Origin of the sequence: Methylocystis sp. ATCC 49242 (assembly GCF_000188155.2) — a bacterium.
GTDB lineage: Bacteria > Pseudomonadota > Alphaproteobacteria > Rhizobiales > Beijerinckiaceae > Methylocystis.
Window position 1 is genome coordinate 2,575,495 of record NZ_KE124774.1, and the last position, 17,709, is coordinate 2,593,203.

Below are 17,709 nucleotides of genomic sequence, written 5' to 3' on the forward strand. Positions count from 1 at the left end.
CACGGCATGGACCAATCTCGCGCTCTTTGCTGTCGACGGCTTTCCTCTCCGTCACTTGCCGTTTCTGGAATGTGGCGTCGGCAGATATTCGACGCTCGGCATTTCGAGGATCGGCTGCGGATAGAGGGCCAAAAGTTCGAGCACCTCGCTCGGCATCCTGGTCTTGACCGGCAGACCCATGTCGCGCGCCTCCTCGGCCGTAATGGCGTAATCATGCGTCCACCGGCCGCTGGTGAGCGTCTTTGAGAGTTCAGAGGCGGCTGTCGCGCCCATGCTGCTCTTCAGAAGCTGCGCAACGGTCTGCTCCAGCTGGGTGAGCGCCTTTTGCGCAATGTCGGCCAGGACGAGCGTCTCGTCGTCGATCTCGGCGACAGGCTTCTGTTCGAGCACGCGAAGAAGCGAGACGGCCGGCAACCCCTCGACCTGCGGATCGAGCGGACCGAGCACAGAATGCGGACACATCATGATCTCGTCGGCGGCGAGCGCGATCAGCGTTCCGCCGGACATGGCGTAATGCGGCACGAACACCGTCACCTTGCCCTTGTGGCCGCCGAGCGCGCGCGCAATCTGCGTCGCCGCCAGATAAAGTCCTCCCGGCGTGTGCAGAACGATGTCCAGCGCCATATTCGGATCGGTCAGCTGAATTGCGCGCAGCACCTCTTCTGAATCATTCATGTCGAGGTAGCGGATGATCGGCAGCCCCAGCAGACTGACCCGCTCTTCGCGATGCACGAGCAGGATCACCCGCGACCCCCGCGCCCGCTCGATTTGGGAAATCCTTCGCCGGCGCATGCTCTCGAGAAAACGCTGCCGCAGGATCGGCTGCAGCACGGCGAAGACGACAAAGACCCAGAAGACGACGCTGAAATCCATGAAGCAACAAACTCCCGTTTCGAGCTCTTTTCGATCGGATCGCGATCATATGATTTATCGATGGACCCCAGCAAACGGGTCGGCGTTCGGGAAGCCGAACGCTGCTACTGCGGCGCCCGGCGCGACCTGGGGAGGTTCGTCGGAAACTTCGCTGTCCGAAACCATGCATATGGCTAGAGGGTGTTATGTACTTTGGTGATTGATTGTCTTAGTAGAATCGGATGTCTCCGATTCGCAAACCTTATCCGTCTGACGTCAGCGACGAAGAATGGTCGCTGGTTGCGCCTTATCTGACGCTCATGGACGAAGGCGCGCCGCAGCGTCAACATTCGCTGCGCGAGCTGTTCAACGGCCTGCGTTACGTGCTGCGCTACGGCATCGCCTGGCGCGCCATGCCCAACGATCTGCCGCCATGGTTCGCCGTGTATCAGCAATCGCAGCGCTGGCTGTCGGCGGGCGTGTTCGAGGCGCTTGCGCAGGATCTGCGCGCCCAGTTGCGCGTCGCTTCCGGGCGGGCGGCGGAGCCGACGGCGGCGATCATCGACAGCCGCACCTTGCGCTCGACCCCTGAGAGCGGCCCACGAGCGGGCTATGACGGCGCGAAGCGAAAGCGCGGCTCGAAGCTGCACATGGCAGTCGACACATTGGGCCATTTGCTGGCGTTGCATGTCACGCCGGCGAATGTCGATGACCGCGCCGAGGTCGGCAAGCTCATCGCAGCCGTGCAGGATGTGACAGGCGAAAGCGTCGAACTCGTTTATGTCGATCAGGGCTACACCGGCGAAAAGGCGTCCGAGGCCGCAAAGGCGCAGGGCGCCGAGCTTTGCGTCGTCAAACTCGCCGAGGCCAAAAAAGGCTTCGTGTTGCTGCCCAAGCGCTGGGTGGTCGAGCGTTCATTCGCCTGGGCGACGCGATGCAGGCGGCTCGTCAAAGACTACGAGCGCTATGCTCAGACCCTCGCAGGACTCCACGTCGTCGCCTTCGCATGTCTCATGCTCAAGCGCGCAGCAGATTTCATGATCCAAGGTGCATAACACCCTCTAAGCTTTCGGCGTCAATATATCGAGCGCCTCACATCCTTCCGACACGATGAGCGGCGTCACGCCCAGAACATCGCCGTCGATCTGCGTGGCGACGGTGTCGCGGGAGCGCAGGTAAACGGCCTTCACGCGCATTTTCCTGATCCCGGAAACATTGTCCAACCGCCCCGCCATGAGCGCCAGTCCAATCTTGCACAAGGCGAAAGGGCGAATGTCGCTTACGGCGACGAGGGTAAAGCCGGGATTGAATATGTCGGCGTCAGGGTCGAGAAGATAATTTCCGCCATAGCGCTTCGCCTTGCTGACGATGAAGAGCTTCGCCAGAATTCTCGTGTCGCCGATCGTCGCTTCGATGTCCTTCGCTTCTCGATTCAGCGTCCGCGCCGCGGCGACGATATAGGCGAGACCTCCGAGTTTCTTCTTCAGCGACAAATTGACGGAGCTGACGACCTCGGCGTCCAGTCCGGCCGACGCCATCAGCACGAAAGGGCGGCCGTTTGCGAGGCCCGGATGGAGCTTTCGGGTGTGGCCCGCCAGAAACACATTCGCGAGATCTTGCGCGCCGCGCGGCAATCCCAGTTCGTGGCCGAGAACATTCGCGGTGCCCTGAGGAATAACGCCGAACGCTGGCCGGGGACTCGCACGGTCCAGCAATCCGGCGACCGCTTCATTGATGGTCCCGTCGCCGCCCGCGGCAAGGACCATGTCTGCGGGAATAGCGCGAGCGATCTCGCGAATGCAGCCGGGACCCGCGCTTTCGGCGATCTCCACATGTCGCCCGTCGCGGCGAAGGATTTGTGCGATCGCGCCGATGCGGCTCCTGCGATATTTCCCGGCGACGGGATTTACGATGATCGCGATGCGTCGGGCGGATGCTCGCGGGGGGCCGTCCATCGCGACGCGCGCGTTGACGATCTCGGACAAGAAACGGCTTCTCCGCAATGCTCTGAGGATATTGGTCAAACGACGGACTTCGTCTGCGCAGTAACTTGTTCCGGGCCGGTCAGCAAGCAGTGAAAAAAGCCCCGCCAAGTGGAGATGAACGGAAATCGCGTGGTCGCCGCGCCGGACGATGGGCGCGCTCACAAAGAGGTTCCCCAAGGGGCCGGGAGCGAATATGAGCGCACCGGCGCGTGCTGGAAACTTGTTTTTCCTTACTGGAAAGATACTTGTTGCCGTCGGCGCGCCGCACTCCCCAAGCTACGGGAAAAAATTATTTAATATCATGTGTTTATAAAATGCACGCGGTTCTGGCGCGCCGCTTGCCTATCTTGCCGCGAGAGCGCAAAAATGCGCCGGAGATCCAGGGGAGGCTGATTAATGTCGCCAATCTTGCGCCAGCTCGTCGAGCAGCGCGGCCTGCCGATGGTTGACGCCGATCGCCTCGACCATTTCCTGGACGAGGCCGCCGCGGCCAAAACGCACGCCATCCTGTTTTTCGCAGGGGAAGCCGGCCAGCGGGCGGAAACGGCGGACGTCGCAGTGGTCCTCCCCGAACTCCTGCAATATTTCGCAGGTCGCCTGCGCGGCGCCCTGATCGCGCCTGCCGCGGAAGCCAAGTTGCGTCCTCGTCTTCACGCCTATGCGTCGCCTTGCCTCGTCGTGATGCGTCGGCGGGAAACCGTCGGCGTCCTCCCCAAGATATACGACTGGGCCGATTACATCGCCAGAATCGAGGCCTTTCTCGCACCCTCGGCGGCGCTCGTCGCCGGCCCGCAAGGGCCGAAGGTCGAGTTCACGCATGGCCGGGGAGCCTGAAGCCATGAAAGCGGGATTCTGGATGGCGCCCGCAGGCGCAGAGGCCGCAATGACAATCGCGCCGATTGGCGTCGACGAACTCGCGACGCCCGGTCGAACCGGCTCTGGCGCGGTTCACGGCCTTGCGCGCGCGGGCGTCGAGGGTCTCATCCAACGCTGCGAAAGGGTCGGCCGCCTTCTCCCCGAACTCGCCGACGCTCTCGCGCGGCAGAAAGCCGACGCGCCGGGAAGATTGGTGGACGTGACGGAATATGACGCGGATGAGCGCGAACTCCTCTCGCAGGCGCTGGGCTCCGGAGAAGTCAGCGGCGTGGTCGCGCTGCCGGATGGCGTCACGGCGCAGATTTCCGAGTCGACCATGGCGGGTCTGTGGCGCGTGCGCTTCAGCGACGCGGACGAGCGCGTCATCGGCGACTATCTGGAAATAGCGGCCATTCCTGAAGTGGTCCGGCGCGCGGCCGTCGCCAATGCGCGCGACGTCGCCTTCGGCGCGCCGCCGGAAAATGTAATGAATGTGATGCCGCTTCTTGCTGAAATCCGCGCGCGCGTCGACGCGTTCGAGCCCGGCGCCGAGTCACATATCGTCAATTTCTCGCTCTTTCCGATGACGCCGGAGGACATGGCGTTCCTGCAGCATACGCTTGGCGATGGCCCCGTTGGATTGCTGTCGCGCGGATATGGAAAATGCCGCATCCACGCGACGGCGACCCGCCATGTCTGGTCGGTGCAATATTTCAACGCCATGGACGAGATCGTTCTCGACACGCTCGAAATCGGGGATGTCCCCGTCGTCGGTCAGGCCGCCGTGGAGGATTTCCGGGACTCGAGCGAAAGGCTTCTCGAAATCCACGAGGCCTATTTCAAATGAGCTTCGAGAACTTCAGCCGGCGTGATCTGGATGCTGACGCCCGAATGGAATGCGGCGTGTGCTGGCAGGTCTATGATCCCGCGCAGGGCGACGACGTCTGGCAGATTCAGCCGGGCACAGCATTCTCAGACCTGCCCGTGGAATGGCGCTGTCCCAATTGCGACGCGCCGCGCGACAAGTTCATGAGGCTGGATGATGACGCCGGAAAGTGACAATCGCCGCGCGCGGGTCGCCGGCGACAGGCTCGCCCGGCATTACCGGGGCGTTTTCGAGACCGCAATGCGCGACGTCCCGATCTGCAATCTGCGGCTCGACGTCGAAGCGATCGGCTTTCGTTCCTTCGGCGAGGCGGCGATCGGGATCATCGTTACGCCCTGGTTCATGAATCTCGCGATCTGCGGCGTCGAAGGCTGCGATCTCCCGAAAGCTCCTTTCAGCACGACCGCGCAATGGCTGCTCCCGGCAGGCTGCATCGACTTCATCGTCGGACACGTAGAGAATTTCGGCCGCGTCGACGGCTGTTCGCTTTTTTCGCCAATGGACGACTTCGCCGACCATGAAATGGCCCGCGCGACGGCTGAGGCGGTCCTGTCTGCATTGTTGGATCCCGCTCCATCGCGGGAGCCTGAACGGTCGCCATCCCGATATGATCGGCGGGCGCTGCTCTTCGGCGCGCGCCAGTCCGAACCGGAAGCGATGCAATGACGGCGGCGGACAGTAATCCGGGAATCGGCCTTGCGGTGACCCTCGCCGACGGCCGAGTCACGGAAGTGACAATATCGCCGCGGCGTTTGCCGGATACGACCGCGCTGCTGAAAAACACGCCTGCCGTCAACGCTCCTTCTCTCGTCGGGACGCTGTTCACCCTTTGCGCAGCGTCGCAACGCATCGCCTCACAGGCCGCCCTCTCCGCCGCCATCGCACAACCGATAACGGAAACGATGCAGCGACGCTGGGCTCTCGCGCTCCATGCCGAGCGCATCGCCGAACATTTGCGCGCAGCCGTGCTGGACTGGCCTGGCGCCGGCGATTCAGCAGAACGTCGCGCCTTCGCGCCCGCCGTCCGCGCGGCGCTATCGGCCGCTCGCGAGGCTGGCGCGCCGGGCGTCGACATTTCGAAAATACGCGCCGACCTGATGGCGGCCGCGCGGGAAACGGGCGCGCCGACACAGGATTTCGAGCCGCCGTCGCAAGGCTGGTGGGGGCGCTTGTGGCGCGACGCATCGACATGCGCCGAGGCGGCGCCTTTCCCGCCGCAGGCCGACTTCCTGTCTGCGGCCGACGCGGGCGCTGTGCATCGCGCGTTACGTGCCCGATCAAGAGATTTCCTGTCCCGCCCGACGCTGCCGGGCCGCGCCGTCGAAACCGGCGCATTCGCTCGCCGCTTTGCGCAGTTGCGCCGCGATATCGGTCTCTTCGCCGCGCGGCTTCAGGCGCAGCTTCTCGACATCGTCGACTCCCTCGACGCCCTCCGCTCGCTCGAAAACTCCAGGGGATTACACAACCGCCTCGTCGCCGCCTGGTCGCATTCGCCCGGCGAAGGTTTCTCGCTCGTCGACTCGCCGCGAGGCCTTCTCTTTCATCGCATCGCGGTCGGCGCCGATGGCGGCGTGACGTCATACGACATACTGGCGCCCACCGAGTGGAATTTTCATCCGGCCGGGCCGTTGGCGCGCCTGCTCGCGACGCTCGATTTGTCCAGGCAGGCGCAGGCGCGGCTTTTCATCGCGCGCCTCATGGCCTTGTTCGATCCCTGCACATTCTGTACGATCGAGCTTCGCGAGGCGCGTCATGCATGAAATGTCTCTGATGGAAGCGCTTGTCGATCTTGCCGAAGAAGAAGCTCGCAAACATCAGGCGCAGCGCATCAACGTCATCCGGGTCGCCGTCGGCACCCTCAGCCATGTCGACCGCGAGGCGTTGCGCTTTTGCTTCGACGCCGTTACGCGCGGGACCATCTCCGATGGCGCGAGATTCGACATGATCGACATCGCCGGCGCGGGCTGGTGTCTCGACTGCGGCAAGGAAGTCGCGATCTCCGAACGCTTCGGGCCCTGTCCCGACTGCGGACATTACCGCGTGCAAATGACGCGCGGGGACGATTTTCGCCTGATCGAACTGGAGGTGGCGTGATGTGCGCCGTATGCGGATGCGGAACCACCGTGATCGAGAGACATTCCGACGACGACCACAAGCACGGGGGGCGCGGCCATCACCATGATGATCACGTTCATCATGACCATGATCACGATCATCATCACGACCACGCTCATCATGATCACCGCCATGCCGGCGACGTGATCGATTACGGCGCGGGGCTCGCCGGCGCGCACGCGCCCGGCCTCAGCCAGGAGCGCATCGTTCGCATCGAGCGCGACATTCTTTCCAAGAACGACGGTTTCGCGCGCGACAATCGCGCATGGCTCGCCGCCAACGGAAATCTGGCGTTGAATTTCGTCTCGAGCCCCGGCTCCGGCAAGACGACGCTACTGGCGCGCACGATCAACGATCTCAAGCCGCGTCACGAGGTCGTCGTGATCGAAGGCGACCAGCAAACCTCAAACGACGCCGAGCGCATCCGCGCGGCGGGCGCAAGGGCGCTGCAGATCAACACCGGCAAGGGATGTCATCTCGACGCGCATATGGTCGGCCATGCGCTGGAGACGCTTGCGCCGCCGAGGAACGGTCTGCTGTTCATCGAGAATGTCGGCAATCTCGTCTGTCCCGCCGCCTTCGACCTCGGAGAGGCGCACAAGGTCGTCGTGTTGTCGGTCACCGAGGGCGAGGACAAGCCGGTCAAATATCCCGACATGTTCGCCGCCGCCGATTTGATGTTGCTGAACAAGGCCGACTTGCTGCCGCATCTGGATTTCGATGTCGGCGCCTGCATTGCGGCGGCGCTGCGGGTGAATCCGAATTTGCAGACGCTGACCGTCTCTGCCCGCACGGGAGAGGGGATGCAAGCCTTCTATGCATGGATCGAGGGGCGCGCAGCGCGCGTCGCCGTCCGGGAGTAGCGGCCTTGTCCTATGCACGCCCCGCTAACACGCCCGCCGCGCGACGGTTACGCGTGCGCGTGCGCGGGGCCGTGCAGGGCGTTGGCTTTCGGCCCTTCGTTCATGATCTCGCGGCGCGCATGCGGCTGAAGGGCTTCGTGAAGAACCACGCTGAAGGCGTGTTGCTCGAGGTGCAGGGGACCGGCGTCAGCGCGTTTCTGGACGCGCTTTATCTCGAGACTCCGCCGCTCGCGCGCGTGGAAGCGCTGGAGATCGAGGAACTGCCGCCGCGTGAATGCGGCGATTTCGCCATCCTGGATTCGGTCGGCGGCAGGACGCAGACGCGCATCATCCCCGACGCGGCCGTCTGTGAAGCGTGCCTCAACGATCTATTCGATCCGACGAGCCGTTTCCATCGCTATCCGTTCGTCACCTGCACCCATTGCGGCCCGCGCTTCACGCTGACGCATCGACTGCCTTACGACCGTGCGCAGACCTCGATGGCGCCATTCGCGATGTGCGATGGTTGCGCGCGCGACTATCGCAACCCGTCCAACCGCCGCTTCCACGCCGAACCCGTCGCCTGCCCGGCCTGCGGCCCGACGCTTTCACTTGCGCCGGAAGAGATCGCCGCCGCGCTTCTCGCCGGCAAGATCGTCGCCGTGAAAGGCATCGGCGGTTTCCATCTGATGTGCGACGCGCGCAACGAATCCGCCGTCAATGAATTGCGACGCCGCAAGGCGCGCGATGCGAAGCCTTTCGCAATCATGGTCGCCAATGTCGCCTCCGTCGGGAAAGTGGCGGACGCGACGGACGCCGAAATGACGCTCTTGCAAACGGCCGCGCGTCCAATCGTGTTGATGAATCGGCGGGACGACGTCGCGCCGGGCGTCGCGCCGCGTCTCGGTCGCATCGGCGTCATGCTGGCCTATACGCCGCTGCATCATCTCATTTTCCATGCCGCCGCCGGCGCGCCGACAGGCAAAGAGTGGCGAGTAGCGCCGCACGACCTTGCCCTTGTCGCAACCAGCGCCAATGTCGGCGGCGATCCAATCGTCAAGGACAACGACGAAGCGCAGGCGCGTCTTGCGTCGATCGCCGACATCATCGTTACGCATGACCGTGAGATCGTGACGCGCGTCGACGACTCCGTCATGACCGTTGTCGACGGGGCGCCCGCCTTTCTGCGGCGCGCGCGCGGTTTCGTCCCGGAGCCGATTGACCTCGGCGCCGACGGCCCCTGTGTGGTCGGCGCCGGCGCGCATCTGAAGGCGACGGTGACGGTGACGCGGCGGCGAGAGGCTTTCGTGTCGCAACATATCGGCGATCTCAGCGCCGGCGCGGCCGCGCGCTACTATTACGAAACCACGCGACGGCTTCTCGATCTTCTTGACGTCGAACCGGAAATCCTCGCCTGCGATCTCCACCCCGATTATCTGTCGACGCGTTGGGCGGAGGAACAGGCGCGGCCGCTCATCCGAATACAGCATCACGCCGCCCATCTCGCGGCCGTTCTTGCGGAGCATCAAGTTACGGAGCCGGCGCTGGGGCTGGCGCTCGACGGGCATGGGCTCGGCGCCGACGGAGGATCGTGGGGCGGCGAGCTGATGCGGCTCGACGGTCATATCTGGCGGCGTCTCGGCGGCCTGTCGCCGCTCCCCGCGCCCGGCGGCGACCGCGCCGCGCGCGAACCCTGGCGTATGGGCGTCGGCGCGCTGGCGAAGCTCGGCCGGCTCGACGCCGTCCCGCGCATTTTTGCAGACGAACCCCGCGCATGCGAGATGGCGCAACTCATGAGCGCTGGCTATGCGCCGCCCGCGACCTCGAGCCTGGGCCGCCTCTTCGACGCCGCGGCGGCCTTGCTCGGCGTCTGCGCGCGCCAGAACTATGAAGCGCAGGCGGCCATGGAGATGGAATCGCTTGTCGCAACGCCGCGCGTGCTGGCAAACGGCTTTCGGCTGACGCGGACGGAACTGGACTTCACGCCGCTGCTCGACGCTTTCGCCTGCGGCCGCGTGGCGCAGCGCGAAGGGGCTGAGCTCTTTCACGGAACGATTGTCGAAGGTCTTGCGCAATTCGCGGCGGCGGCGGCGAGAAATCATTCGATCGACATCATCGCGCTCGGCGGGGGATGTATGATGAACCGCGTCCTGGCCGAAGGCGTCACGCAACGGCTGCGCGCCCTTGGTCTGCGCGCCCTGCTTGCGCGACAATTGCCGCCCAATGACGGCGGCCTGTCGTTCGGTCAGGCCGCGATGGCGCGCGCCGGGGTCACAAATTCTCCAAAGGCGGATCTCATCTCATGTGCCTAGCCATCCCCGCGCAGGTAACGGAACTCCTCGGTGAATATATGGCGCGCATCGACATGGGCGGCGTCTCCAAGGAAATCAACGTCGCGTTGATCGACGATCTGAAAGTTGGCGACTTCGTCGTCGTCCACGTCGGACATGCGCTGTCGAAGGTTGATCCGGCGGAGGCCGAGCGCACGCTCGATCTGTTGCGGGAGGCGATGGCCGCGATGGAAAACACATTATGAAATATGTCGACGAATATCGCGACGCGGAGCTCGCAAAAGCGCTCGCCGCCGCCATCGCTCGCGAGACGGACGCTGACAGGTCCTATCGCTTCATGGAATTCTGCGGCGGCCATACGCACGCTATCTCGCGCTATGGCGTCGAGGACATGCTGCCGGAAAATGTCCGCATGATCCACGGCCCGGGCTGCCCCGTCTGCGTGCTGCCGGTGGGTCGCATCGACGATGCGATAAGGCTGTCCGAGACGCCCGGCGTGACGCTGTGCACTTACGCCGATCTGATGCGCGTGCCGGCCTCGGGAGCAATGAGCCTCATGAAGGCGCGCGCCGCCGGCGCCGACATTCGCATGATCTATTCGACGATGGACGCGCTGCGCATCGCGCGAACAGAACCGCAGCGAGACGTCGTTTTCTTCGCCATCGGCTTCGAGACCACCACGCCGCCGACCGCACTCGCGGTGAAACAGGCGCAAGCCGAAGGGCTGCGCAATTTTTTCGTCTTCTGCAACCATGTTCTGACCCCCGCCGCGATGCGCAGCATACTCGACGGCGAAGACGCCTCGGGTCAGACATGTCTCGACGGAATTGTCGGGCCCGCGCATGTCAGCACGGTCATCGGCGCGCGACCCTATGAAACCGTCGCGCACAGCTATCGCAAGCCAATCGTCATCTCCGGGTTCGAGCCGCTGGACGTGATGCAATCCATCCTGATGCTGGCGCGGCAGGTGAACAGCGGCCGCTGCGAGGTCGAGAACCAATATATTCGCGCCGTATCGCGCGATGGCAATCTCAAGGCGCAAACGGAAATGGATGAGGTTTTCGAACTGCGTGAAAGTTTCGAATGGCGCGGCCTCGGCGCCGTGCCGCACAGCGCGTTGCGGCTGCGCGACGCCTATGCGGCATATGATGCGGAACAGCGTTTCGACATTCACACCAAAACCGCGGCCGACAATCCGGCCTGCGAATGCGGCGAAATCCTGCGCGGCGCGAAAAGGCCGACGGACTGCAAGCTGTTCGGCTCGCTTTGCACGCCGGAGACGCCGATGGGCTCCTGCATGGTGTCGTCGGAAGGCTCCTGCGCGGCGCATTACGCCTATGGCCGATTCCGTGACCGCGCCCGCGAGCAGATGCAAAAGGCAGCCTCATGAACGCGCCGTTGAAGCCCATCCGCCGCAAGCTCGACATCAGGAACGGGCGCGTCGATCTATCACATGGCTCGGGCGGCAGGGCCATGGCGCAGCTGATCGCCGATATTTTCCATGACGCCTTCGGTAACGAGTGGCTGCAACGCAATGACGATCAGGCCGCGCTCGGCGTCCTGCCCGGACGTCTAGTGATGACGACCGACGGCTATGTCGTCTCGCCGCTGTTTTTCCCTGGCGGCGACATCGGATCGCTCTCTGTCCATGGCACGATCAACGACATCGCCATGGCCGGCGCGGCGCCGAAATATCTCTCGGCGAGCTTCATCATCGAGGAAGGCTTTCCGCTCGCCGATCTCAAGCGCATTGCGCAAAGCATGGGCGAGGCGTCGCGCGCCGCCGGCGTGCCGATCGTGACCGGCGACACGAAGGTCGTGGAGCGCGGCAAGGCGGACGGCCTTTTCATCTCCACGGCCGGCATGGGCGTCGTCCCGGATGGCGTGAACCTTTCGAGCGACAAGGCGCGGCCCGGCGACGCGGTGCTGGTTTCGGGATCCATGGGCGACCATGGCGTCGCGATCATGTCGCGCCGATCCAATCTCGAGTTTGGCGTGGAGGTCCTTTCCGACTCCGCGGCGCTTCATGAGTTGACGGCGGAAATGACCGCAATCGCCGGCGGAAGCCTGCGCGTCATGCGAGACCCGACCCGCGGCGGCCTCGCGGCGGCGCTGAACGAGATAGCGCATCAATCGAATGTCGGTTTTCTGATCGACGAGGCGCGCATCCCCGTCAAACCTCAAGTGGCGGCAGCCTGCGAGTTTCTGGGGCTGGATCCACTCTATGTCGCCAATGAAGGCAAGCTTGTCGCCATCTGCGCGCCGGAAGCGGCGGAAGCGCTCCTCGCGCGCATGCGCGCCCATCCGCTCGGCAAGGACGCCGTGCTCATCGGCCATGTCATCGAAGATGACCAGAACTTCGTTCAAATGACGACCTCCTTTGGCGGCGGGCGCATCGTCGACTGGCTTTCGGGGGAGCAGCTCCCGCGCATATGTTAGGAGCGGCGCGGAATGAACCGGACACCGCGGCCTCCTGACCGGAATATCGTGATGACATCCTCGGCGACCGTGCTGGTGATCGACGACGAGCTTCGCTCGCGCGAGGCGCTGCACCGCGTGCTTTGCGACGACTTCGAAGTGATTTGCGCCGCGAACGCAAGCGAGGCGGAAGCGGTTCTCGAAGGGGAACTCGTTCAGGTCATTCTTTGCGATCAGAGAATGGCGGGAGAAAGCGGCGTCGACTTCCTGAAGCGCGCGCGCCTCATATGGCCGGACCCCATAAGAATAATTATCTCCGGCTACACCGAGTCGGAGGACATCATCGCCGGCGTCAATGAAGCCGGCATTTATCAATACATCACCAAGCCGTGGCGGCCCGAAAAGCTCATCGCGAGCGTGCGTGAGGCTGCGCAGCTTTATCGTTATCAAAAGGAGATCGGCGGGGCGGACGCAGACAACAAGCCCGCCAACGAAGTGCTCAGCCAGAAGATTGCGAGGAAACGGCGCGGAGAGCAACGCCTCTTCGAATTCGGCCGCATCGTCCATCGGCCGGACAGTCCCGTCACGCCCGTCATTGCCCTCGCGCGAAAGGCGACGGAATATGACATTTCGGTTCTCATCACCGGCGCCTCCGGAACCGGGAAGGAGTTGCTCGCGCGCGCGATCCATTATTGTTCGGACCGTGCTGACAAGCCTTTCGTCGTGCAGAACTGCGGCGCGCTGCCGGATGATCTGCTGGAAAGCGAACTCTTCGGCTGCAAGAAGGGCGCCTACACCGGCGCCTACCAGGATCGAATAGGCTTGTTCGAACTCGCCGACGGCGGCTCGATCTTTCTCGATGAAATCGGCGAAACCTCGGCCGCCTTCCAGGTGCGCCTGCTGCGCGTGCTTCAGGAGGGGGAAATCCGGCCGCTCGGCGCGCTACGCCCGCGCAAGGTCAATGTGCGTCTGATCGCCGCAACAAACAGAAGTCTTGAAGAGGAGATCGAGGCCGGGCGTTTTCGGCGCGATCTCTACTATCGCATCGCTGCCTTCCCCATTCACCTGCCGCCGCTGTGCGAAAGACCGTGCGACATCGAACTCATCGCCAATCACATTCTCGGCGAGGTCAACCGGAACTTCAAGCGCAACATTCAGGGCTTCGCGCCAGACACCGTGGAGCGCCTGAACTGCTATGCATGGCCGGGCAATGTGCGTGAATTGCATAATGAGATTCAGCGCATGGTGACCCTGTCGGAGAGCGACGCGCCATTGCCTCCGCAACTTCTTTCGCCACGGATTTTGGCGCCGGACAATGGCGGAGCCCCGCGCGAATCCGTTGGACGCACGCTGAAGGATCGGGTGGAAGCGCTGGAGCGCGACTTGATCGAGGAGGCGTTGCGCCGCTGCGGCGCCAATATCAGCCATGCGGCGGAGGAGCTCGGACTTTCTCGCGTCGGACTGCGCAACAAGATCGAGCGCTACAACATCAACCGGAACGGCTGCGATGACGACTAGAAAGATCTCGCGCCCGCGCAACATGCTCGATCTTCTTTCGGAAAGCGCCGGCCTTCCCGACAATGAGCAGACCGAAAACATGTGGCTCGAAGTCATCCACAGGGTCGACGAAGTCTATTCCGACCTCATCAAATATGAGTCCGACCTCGAGGCCAAGAACGCCGAGCTGGAAGAGACGCAGCAATTCATTTCGAGCGTCCTCGCCTCGGTCTCGGACATTCTGCTTGTCTGCGATGAGAGAGGCCGCATCATCCAGGTCAACGCCGCCTTCCTGCGCATGACCGGACTGTCCGAAGAAATGCTCGTTGGCGCGCCATTGGGCGATCATCTGGCCGAGGACAGCCGCGCGCGCGCGCTCGCCATGATCGCCGCAGGGGTCGAAGGCAAGGTCACCGAATGCGAACTACGTTTTCATACCGATCAGGGCGCTTCCGACCTGATGGCTGTGAATTGCTCGACGCGCTTCGATCACTCGGGCCGCAGGGTGGGCGCCGTTCTCACCGGCCGTCCCATCGGCGAATTGAAACGCGCCTATGAGGCGCTTCACCATGCGCATCTCGACTTGCAAAAGGCGCAGCGAAAACTCATCGAACAGGAAAAGATGGCGAGCCTCGGACGCCTTGTCGCCGGCGTCGCGCATGAACTCAACAATCCCATCAGTTTCGTCTACGGCAATATCCATACGCTCGACAAATACCGCCGTTCGCTTGCGGGCTATTTCGTCGAGCGGCGGCGCGACGCGGAAGATGACGACCTACGCCGCAAATTCAAGGTCGACGCCATCCTCGCCGATCTTCCCTCGCTGATCGAAGGGATGCTGGAAGGCGCCGTTCGAATCAGCGACATCGTGAAGAACCTGCGTCGCCTCTCATTCAGCCGAACGACGGAGACGCAGGAGGTCGAACTCGAACGCATTGCGCGAACGGCCGCCAACTGGGCGGCGCGCAGCAAGCGCGTACAGGCGGACGTCGTTTTCGAATGTGAACCAGGCCTGACCATCGAAGCGCATGAAGGTCAAATCCATCAGGTGCTCGTCAATCTAATCGACAATGCGTTCGACGCCACCCGCGACGTTGCGGCTCCGCGCATTCGCATTGGCATAAATAAGGCGGGCGATGAGGCGGAGATCAGCGTCACGGACAATGGCCGTGGGCTTTCCGACGTGCTTCTGGACAAGGTCTTCGAGCCTTTCTTCACTACCAAGGTTGTCGGCGAAGGAACCGGGCTCGGGCTCTGGATCAGCTATTCCATCGTCAAGGAGCATGGCGGCTCGATCGTCGCGGCCAACGGATGCAACGGCGGCGCGGTCTTTACCGTAAGGTTGCCTATGAACGGAGCCCAGACGGCATGAACGTCGAGCCATTCAACATGCTTTGGCTTCAGGCCGGCGGTTGCGGCGGCTGCACCATGGCGGTTATCGAACACGGCGCCGCCGGATGGTTCCGCGAACTTGTAACTGTTGGCGTCAATTTGCTCTGGCATCCGAGCGTGAGCGAGGAAACGGGCGAGGAAGCGCTCGACATTCTCGCGCGGGTCGAGAACGGCGAGACGCCGCTTCACGCGCTTTGCGTCGAGGGCGCAATACTGCACGGGCCTGATGGAACCGGCTTGTTCAACCGCCTCTCCGGTACGGGACGCACGATGCTGGACTGGACGCGCGCGCTTGCGCCGATGGCGGATTATTGCGTCGCCGTCGGCTCGTGCGCCGCATATGGCGGCGTTCCGGCGGGCGATCCCGATCCGACCGAGGCGACGGGGCTCCAGTTTCATCAGGCGGCGGCCGGCGGGGCGCTGGGCTCGGATTATCGTTCGCGCAAGGGATTGCCGGTCATCAATGTCGCCGGCTGCGCGCCGCATCCCGGCTGGATCATGGAGACGCTCGCGGCGCTGTCGCTCGGTGCGCTCACGGCGGACGATCTCGACGCGCTCGGCCGACCGAAATTCTTTTCCGATCATCTCGCCCATCACGGCTGCAGCCGCAACGAATTCTATGAATTCAAGGCGAGCGCCGAAGAACTGTCGCAACGCGGCTGCATGATGGAGCATCTCGGCTGCAAGGCGACGCAGGCGGTCGGCGACTGCAATCAGCGAGGCTGGAACGGCTCGGGCTCCTGCACCAATGGCGGCTTCGCCTGCATCGCCTGCACCTCGCCAGGCTTCGAGAATATTCACGCCTATCACGCGACGCCCAAGATCGGCGGCGTGCCGGTGGGATTGCCTCTCGACATGCCGAAGGCCTGGTTCATGGCTCTGGCGGCGCTGTCGAAATCTGCGACGCCACAGCGCGTGCGCAAGAATGCTTCCGCCGATCACGTCATCGTGCCGCCGCGCGCCGAACGAAAGCCGCAAACATGACCCGCCTCATCGTCGGCCCTTTCAACCGCGTGGAGGGCGATCTCGAAATAGCGCTCGACATCGCGGACGATGCGGTTGTTTCGGCGCGGGTGACGGTTCCGCTTTATCGCGGCTTCGAGCAGATCCTCGTCGGGCGACCGGCACCGGACGCGCTCGTCATCGCGCCGCGTATCTGCGGCATATGTTCCGTTTCCCAGTCGATGGCGGCCGCGGCGGCGCTGCGCGCGCTTTGCGGTTTGACGCCTGCACGCAATGGCTTGATCGCGGCCAATCTCGCCCATGCCGCCGAAAACATGGCCGACCATCTGACGCATTTCTATCTCTTCTTCATGCCGGACTTCGCGCGCGCGCAATATGCGCAAGAGTCCTGGTTCGTAGACGTCGAGCGGCGCTTCAAGGCGGTGAGCGGGTCAGCGGGCAATGAGGTCTTGCAGGCACGAAAGCGCCTTCTCGAAATCATGGGCGTCCTCGCCGGCAAATGGCCGCACAGTCTCGCATTTCAACCCGGCGGCACGACACGCGCGATCGATCTGGGGCTGAAGACGCAACTCATCGGCGTCACCCGCGATTTCCGACGCTTTCTCGAAACGGTCTTGTTCGCCGCGCCTCTGGGCGATGTTCTTGCCATCGAGACGCCCGAGCAATTGGAGAATTACGCCGAAAGCTCCGGCGCACGCGGAGATTTCCAGTCCTTCTTGCGCATTGCGCAAGCGCTCGATCTTGAGCGCCTCGGGGTCGCCGCCAACGCGCTTTTGAGTTACGGCGCCTATCGCGACGACGGAGGCGCATTTCTGAAGGAAGGGATATTCGATCCCGCGACGAGGACCCTCTCGCCGCTGGACGCGGCTGCAATACGAGAGGATGTCGCCCACGCCTGGATGCGGGATGGTTCGGATGATCCCGCAACCGCGAGAACGGAGCCATATGCGGAAAAACCCGACGCCTATTCCTGGGCGAAAGCCCCGCGGCTCATGGGACGGCCCGCGGAAGTCGGCGCCGTCGCGCGGCTTGCCGTTCACGGTCACCCGCTGATACGAGCTTTGCTCGCGCGCTCGCGCGGCTCGAATGTCTTGTCGCGCGTGACGGCGCGGCTCATCGAACTCGCGATTTTGGCCGATACGGCGGAGAACTGGGCGAAGGCGCTCGCGCTCGCCGAGCCGTTTTGCGTTCCGGCGCCCGCCGACGCCGAAGGTCAATCCTTCGGGCTCGTCGAGGCTGCGCGCGGTTCGCTCGGACATTGGATGAGCGCGCGCAAGGGCAAGATTCGCAACTATCAGATCATCGCGCCGACGACATGGAACTTCTCCCCGCGCGACGCGCGGGGCGTCGCCGGCCCTGTTGAACAGGCCCTCACGGGCTCGCCGCTCGCAGGGTTGGGCGCGCGAGCCGCAGCGGTCCAGCACGTCGTCCGCTCCTTCGATCCCTGCATGGTTTGCACGGCGCATTGAGGACTGGCGCTGGCAATCCCGTTTCCGGCGTATGAAAATTTCCTGGCCAGCGGCGCCTTGAAGTTTTCTTCCACGCTAACGCCGGCTTTCCAATAACTAATTGGTTTTTCTAAAGCTTGTATCTGCCTCGCAAGCCTGGCCCAC

The 17,709-nt window shown here is 63.5% G+C and carries 18 protein-coding genes; 16 read left to right on the forward strand and 2 right to left on the reverse strand.

Going from position 1 to position 17,709, the window contains the following annotated elements:
- Positions 1-51: 51 nt before the first annotated feature.
- Positions 52-873, reverse strand: a complete 822-nt coding sequence (locus tag MET49242_RS14570; RefSeq protein ID WP_036283911.1) for a hypothetical protein — start codon at positions 871-873, stop codon at positions 52-54.
- 221 nt (positions 874-1,094) lie between these two features.
- On the opposite strand from MET49242_RS14570, the gene MET49242_RS14575 reads away from it, so the two are divergent.
- Entirely contained in the window at positions 1,095-1,907 is an 813-nt protein-coding gene (locus MET49242_RS14575) for an IS5 family transposase (RefSeq protein ID WP_036279258.1), read from the forward strand.
- 6 nt (positions 1,908-1,913) lie between these two features.
- Here the strand turns inward: MET49242_RS14575 and MET49242_RS14580 are convergent, their stop codons facing one another.
- Positions 1,914-2,837 carry a diacylglycerol kinase family protein gene (locus tag MET49242_RS14580; protein WP_051134222.1) on the reverse strand — a complete coding sequence of 308 codons (924 nt, stop codon included), beginning with the start codon at positions 2,835-2,837 and terminating at the stop codon, positions 1,914-1,916.
- 396 nt (positions 2,838-3,233) lie between these two features.
- Between MET49242_RS14580 and MET49242_RS14585 the strand changes: the two genes are divergently transcribed.
- Genes MET49242_RS14585 through MET49242_RS14655 form a run of 15 tightly spaced genes read left to right on the forward strand, consistent with a single transcriptional unit; the run spans position 3,234 to position 17,565 of the window.
- Positions 3,234-3,671 (forward strand): hydrogenase accessory protein, encoded by a 438-nt coding sequence (locus tag MET49242_RS14585; RefSeq protein ID WP_036283912.1) that lies wholly within the window; start codon positions 3,234-3,236, stop codon positions 3,669-3,671.
- A gap of 4 nt (positions 3,672-3,675) precedes the next feature.
- Positions 3,676-4,539 (forward strand): hydrogenase expression/formation protein, encoded by an 864-nt coding sequence (locus MET49242_RS14590; protein WP_036288222.1) that lies wholly within the window; start codon positions 3,676-3,678, stop codon positions 4,537-4,539.
- Complete coding sequence (locus MET49242_RS14595) at positions 4,536-4,751, forward strand: rubredoxin (RefSeq protein ID WP_036283914.1); 216 nt, start codon at positions 4,536-4,538, stop codon at positions 4,749-4,751. Before MET49242_RS14590 ends, MET49242_RS14595 begins: the two co-directional genes overlap by 4 nt.
- Complete coding sequence (gene hybE / locus MET49242_RS14600; protein ID WP_036288225.1) at positions 4,735-5,244, forward strand: [NiFe]-hydrogenase assembly chaperone HybE; 510 nt, start codon at positions 4,735-4,737, stop codon at positions 5,242-5,244. Before MET49242_RS14595 ends, hybE begins: the two co-directional genes overlap by 17 nt.
- The gene (locus MET49242_RS14605; RefSeq protein ID WP_036283915.1) at positions 5,241-6,338 is read left to right on the forward strand and encodes a nickel-dependent hydrogenase large subunit; all 1,098 of its coding nucleotides are present in this window, start codon (positions 5,241-5,243) and stop codon (positions 6,336-6,338) included. The genes hybE and MET49242_RS14605 overlap by 4 nt, the downstream gene beginning before the upstream one ends.
- Positions 6,331-6,672: a hydrogenase maturation nickel metallochaperone HypA gene (hypA, locus tag MET49242_RS14610; protein ID WP_036283916.1), complete on the forward strand. Its 342-nt coding sequence runs from the start codon at positions 6,331-6,333 to the stop codon at positions 6,670-6,672. Before MET49242_RS14605 ends, hypA begins: the two co-directional genes overlap by 8 nt.
- Positions 6,672-7,556: a hydrogenase nickel incorporation protein HypB gene (hypB, locus tag MET49242_RS14615; protein ID WP_036283917.1), complete on the forward strand. Its 885-nt coding sequence runs from the start codon at positions 6,672-6,674 to the stop codon at positions 7,554-7,556. Before hypA ends, hypB begins: the two co-directional genes overlap by 1 nt.
- 5 nt (positions 7,557-7,561) lie before the next feature.
- Positions 7,562-9,847, forward strand: a complete 2,286-nt coding sequence (hypF, locus tag MET49242_RS14620) for a carbamoyltransferase HypF (RefSeq protein WP_036288228.1) — start codon at positions 7,562-7,564, stop codon at positions 9,845-9,847.
- Positions 9,838-10,071, forward strand: coding sequence for a HypC/HybG/HupF family hydrogenase formation chaperone (locus MET49242_RS14625; protein ID WP_036283918.1), 234 nt, complete (start codon positions 9,838-9,840; stop codon positions 10,069-10,071). Before hypF ends, MET49242_RS14625 begins: the two co-directional genes overlap by 10 nt.
- On the forward strand, positions 10,068-11,216 hold the full coding sequence (gene hypD / locus MET49242_RS14630; RefSeq protein WP_036283919.1) for a hydrogenase formation protein HypD: 1,149 nt from the start codon (positions 10,068-10,070) through the stop codon (positions 11,214-11,216). The genes MET49242_RS14625 and hypD overlap by 4 nt, the downstream gene beginning before the upstream one ends.
- Entirely contained in the window at positions 11,213-12,265 is a 1,053-nt protein-coding gene (hypE, locus tag MET49242_RS14635; protein WP_036283921.1) for a hydrogenase expression/formation protein HypE, read from the forward strand. The genes hypD and hypE overlap by 4 nt, the downstream gene beginning before the upstream one ends.
- A 51-nt stretch (positions 12,266-12,316) precedes the next feature.
- Complete coding sequence (locus MET49242_RS14640) at positions 12,317-13,762, forward strand: sigma-54 dependent transcriptional regulator (protein ID WP_036283922.1); 1,446 nt, start codon at positions 12,317-12,319, stop codon at positions 13,760-13,762.
- Positions 13,752-15,113, forward strand: a complete 1,362-nt coding sequence (locus MET49242_RS14645) for a sensor histidine kinase (protein WP_036283924.1) — start codon at positions 13,752-13,754, stop codon at positions 15,111-15,113. The genes MET49242_RS14640 and MET49242_RS14645 overlap by 11 nt, the downstream gene beginning before the upstream one ends.
- A complete protein-coding gene (locus tag MET49242_RS14650; protein WP_036283925.1) occupies positions 15,110-16,117 on the forward strand; it encodes a HupU protein in 1,008 nt (335 codons plus the stop codon). The genes MET49242_RS14645 and MET49242_RS14650 overlap by 4 nt, the downstream gene beginning before the upstream one ends.
- Positions 16,114-17,565: a nickel-dependent hydrogenase large subunit gene (locus MET49242_RS14655; RefSeq protein WP_036283928.1), complete on the forward strand. Its 1,452-nt coding sequence runs from the start codon at positions 16,114-16,116 to the stop codon at positions 17,563-17,565. The genes MET49242_RS14650 and MET49242_RS14655 overlap by 4 nt, the downstream gene beginning before the upstream one ends.
- Positions 17,566-17,709 lie beyond the last annotated feature (144 nt).

What these genes read in the sequence shown, in the direction of transcription:
- hypE (WP_036283921.1), top strand. Translation starts at nt 11,213, where the DNA reads ATGAACGCGCCGTTGAAGCCCATCCGCCGCAAGCTCGACATCAGGAAC.
- MET49242_RS14605 (WP_036283915.1), top strand. Translation starts at nt 5,241, where the DNA reads ATGACGGCGGCGGACAGTAATCCGGGAATCGGCCTTGCGGTGACCCTC.
- MET49242_RS14575 (WP_036279258.1), top strand. Translation starts at nt 1,095, where the DNA reads ATGTCTCCGATTCGCAAACCTTATCCGTCTGACGTCAGCGACGAAGAA.
- MET49242_RS14640 (WP_036283922.1), top strand. Translation starts at nt 12,317, where the DNA reads ATGACATCCTCGGCGACCGTGCTGGTGATCGACGACGAGCTTCGCTCG.
- hypB (WP_036283917.1), top strand. Translation starts at nt 6,672, where the DNA reads ATGTGCGCCGTATGCGGATGCGGAACCACCGTGATCGAGAGACATTCC.
- MET49242_RS14590 (WP_036288222.1), top strand. Translation starts at nt 3,676, where the DNA reads ATGAAAGCGGGATTCTGGATGGCGCCCGCAGGCGCAGAGGCCGCAATG.
- MET49242_RS14585 (WP_036283912.1), top strand. Translation starts at nt 3,234, where the DNA reads ATGTCGCCAATCTTGCGCCAGCTCGTCGAGCAGCGCGGCCTGCCGATG.
- MET49242_RS14645 (WP_036283924.1), top strand. Translation starts at nt 13,752, where the DNA reads ATGACGACTAGAAAGATCTCGCGCCCGCGCAACATGCTCGATCTTCTT.
- MET49242_RS14570 (WP_036283911.1), bottom strand. Translation starts at nt 873, where the DNA reads ATGGATTTCAGCGTCGTCTTCTGGGTCTTTGTCGTCTTCGCCGTGCTG.
- hypD (WP_036283919.1), top strand. Translation starts at nt 10,068, where the DNA reads ATGAAATATGTCGACGAATATCGCGACGCGGAGCTCGCAAAAGCGCTC.
- hypA (WP_036283916.1), top strand. Translation starts at nt 6,331, where the DNA reads ATGCATGAAATGTCTCTGATGGAAGCGCTTGTCGATCTTGCCGAAGAA.
- MET49242_RS14650 (WP_036283925.1), top strand. Translation starts at nt 15,110, where the DNA reads ATGAACGTCGAGCCATTCAACATGCTTTGGCTTCAGGCCGGCGGTTGC.
- MET49242_RS14655 (WP_036283928.1), top strand. Translation starts at nt 16,114, where the DNA reads ATGACCCGCCTCATCGTCGGCCCTTTCAACCGCGTGGAGGGCGATCTC.
- MET49242_RS14625 (WP_036283918.1), top strand. Translation starts at nt 9,838, where the DNA reads ATGTGCCTAGCCATCCCCGCGCAGGTAACGGAACTCCTCGGTGAATAT.
- MET49242_RS14595 (WP_036283914.1), top strand. Translation starts at nt 4,536, where the DNA reads ATGAGCTTCGAGAACTTCAGCCGGCGTGATCTGGATGCTGACGCCCGA.
- hybE (WP_036288225.1), top strand. Translation starts at nt 4,735, where the DNA reads ATGACGCCGGAAAGTGACAATCGCCGCGCGCGGGTCGCCGGCGACAGG.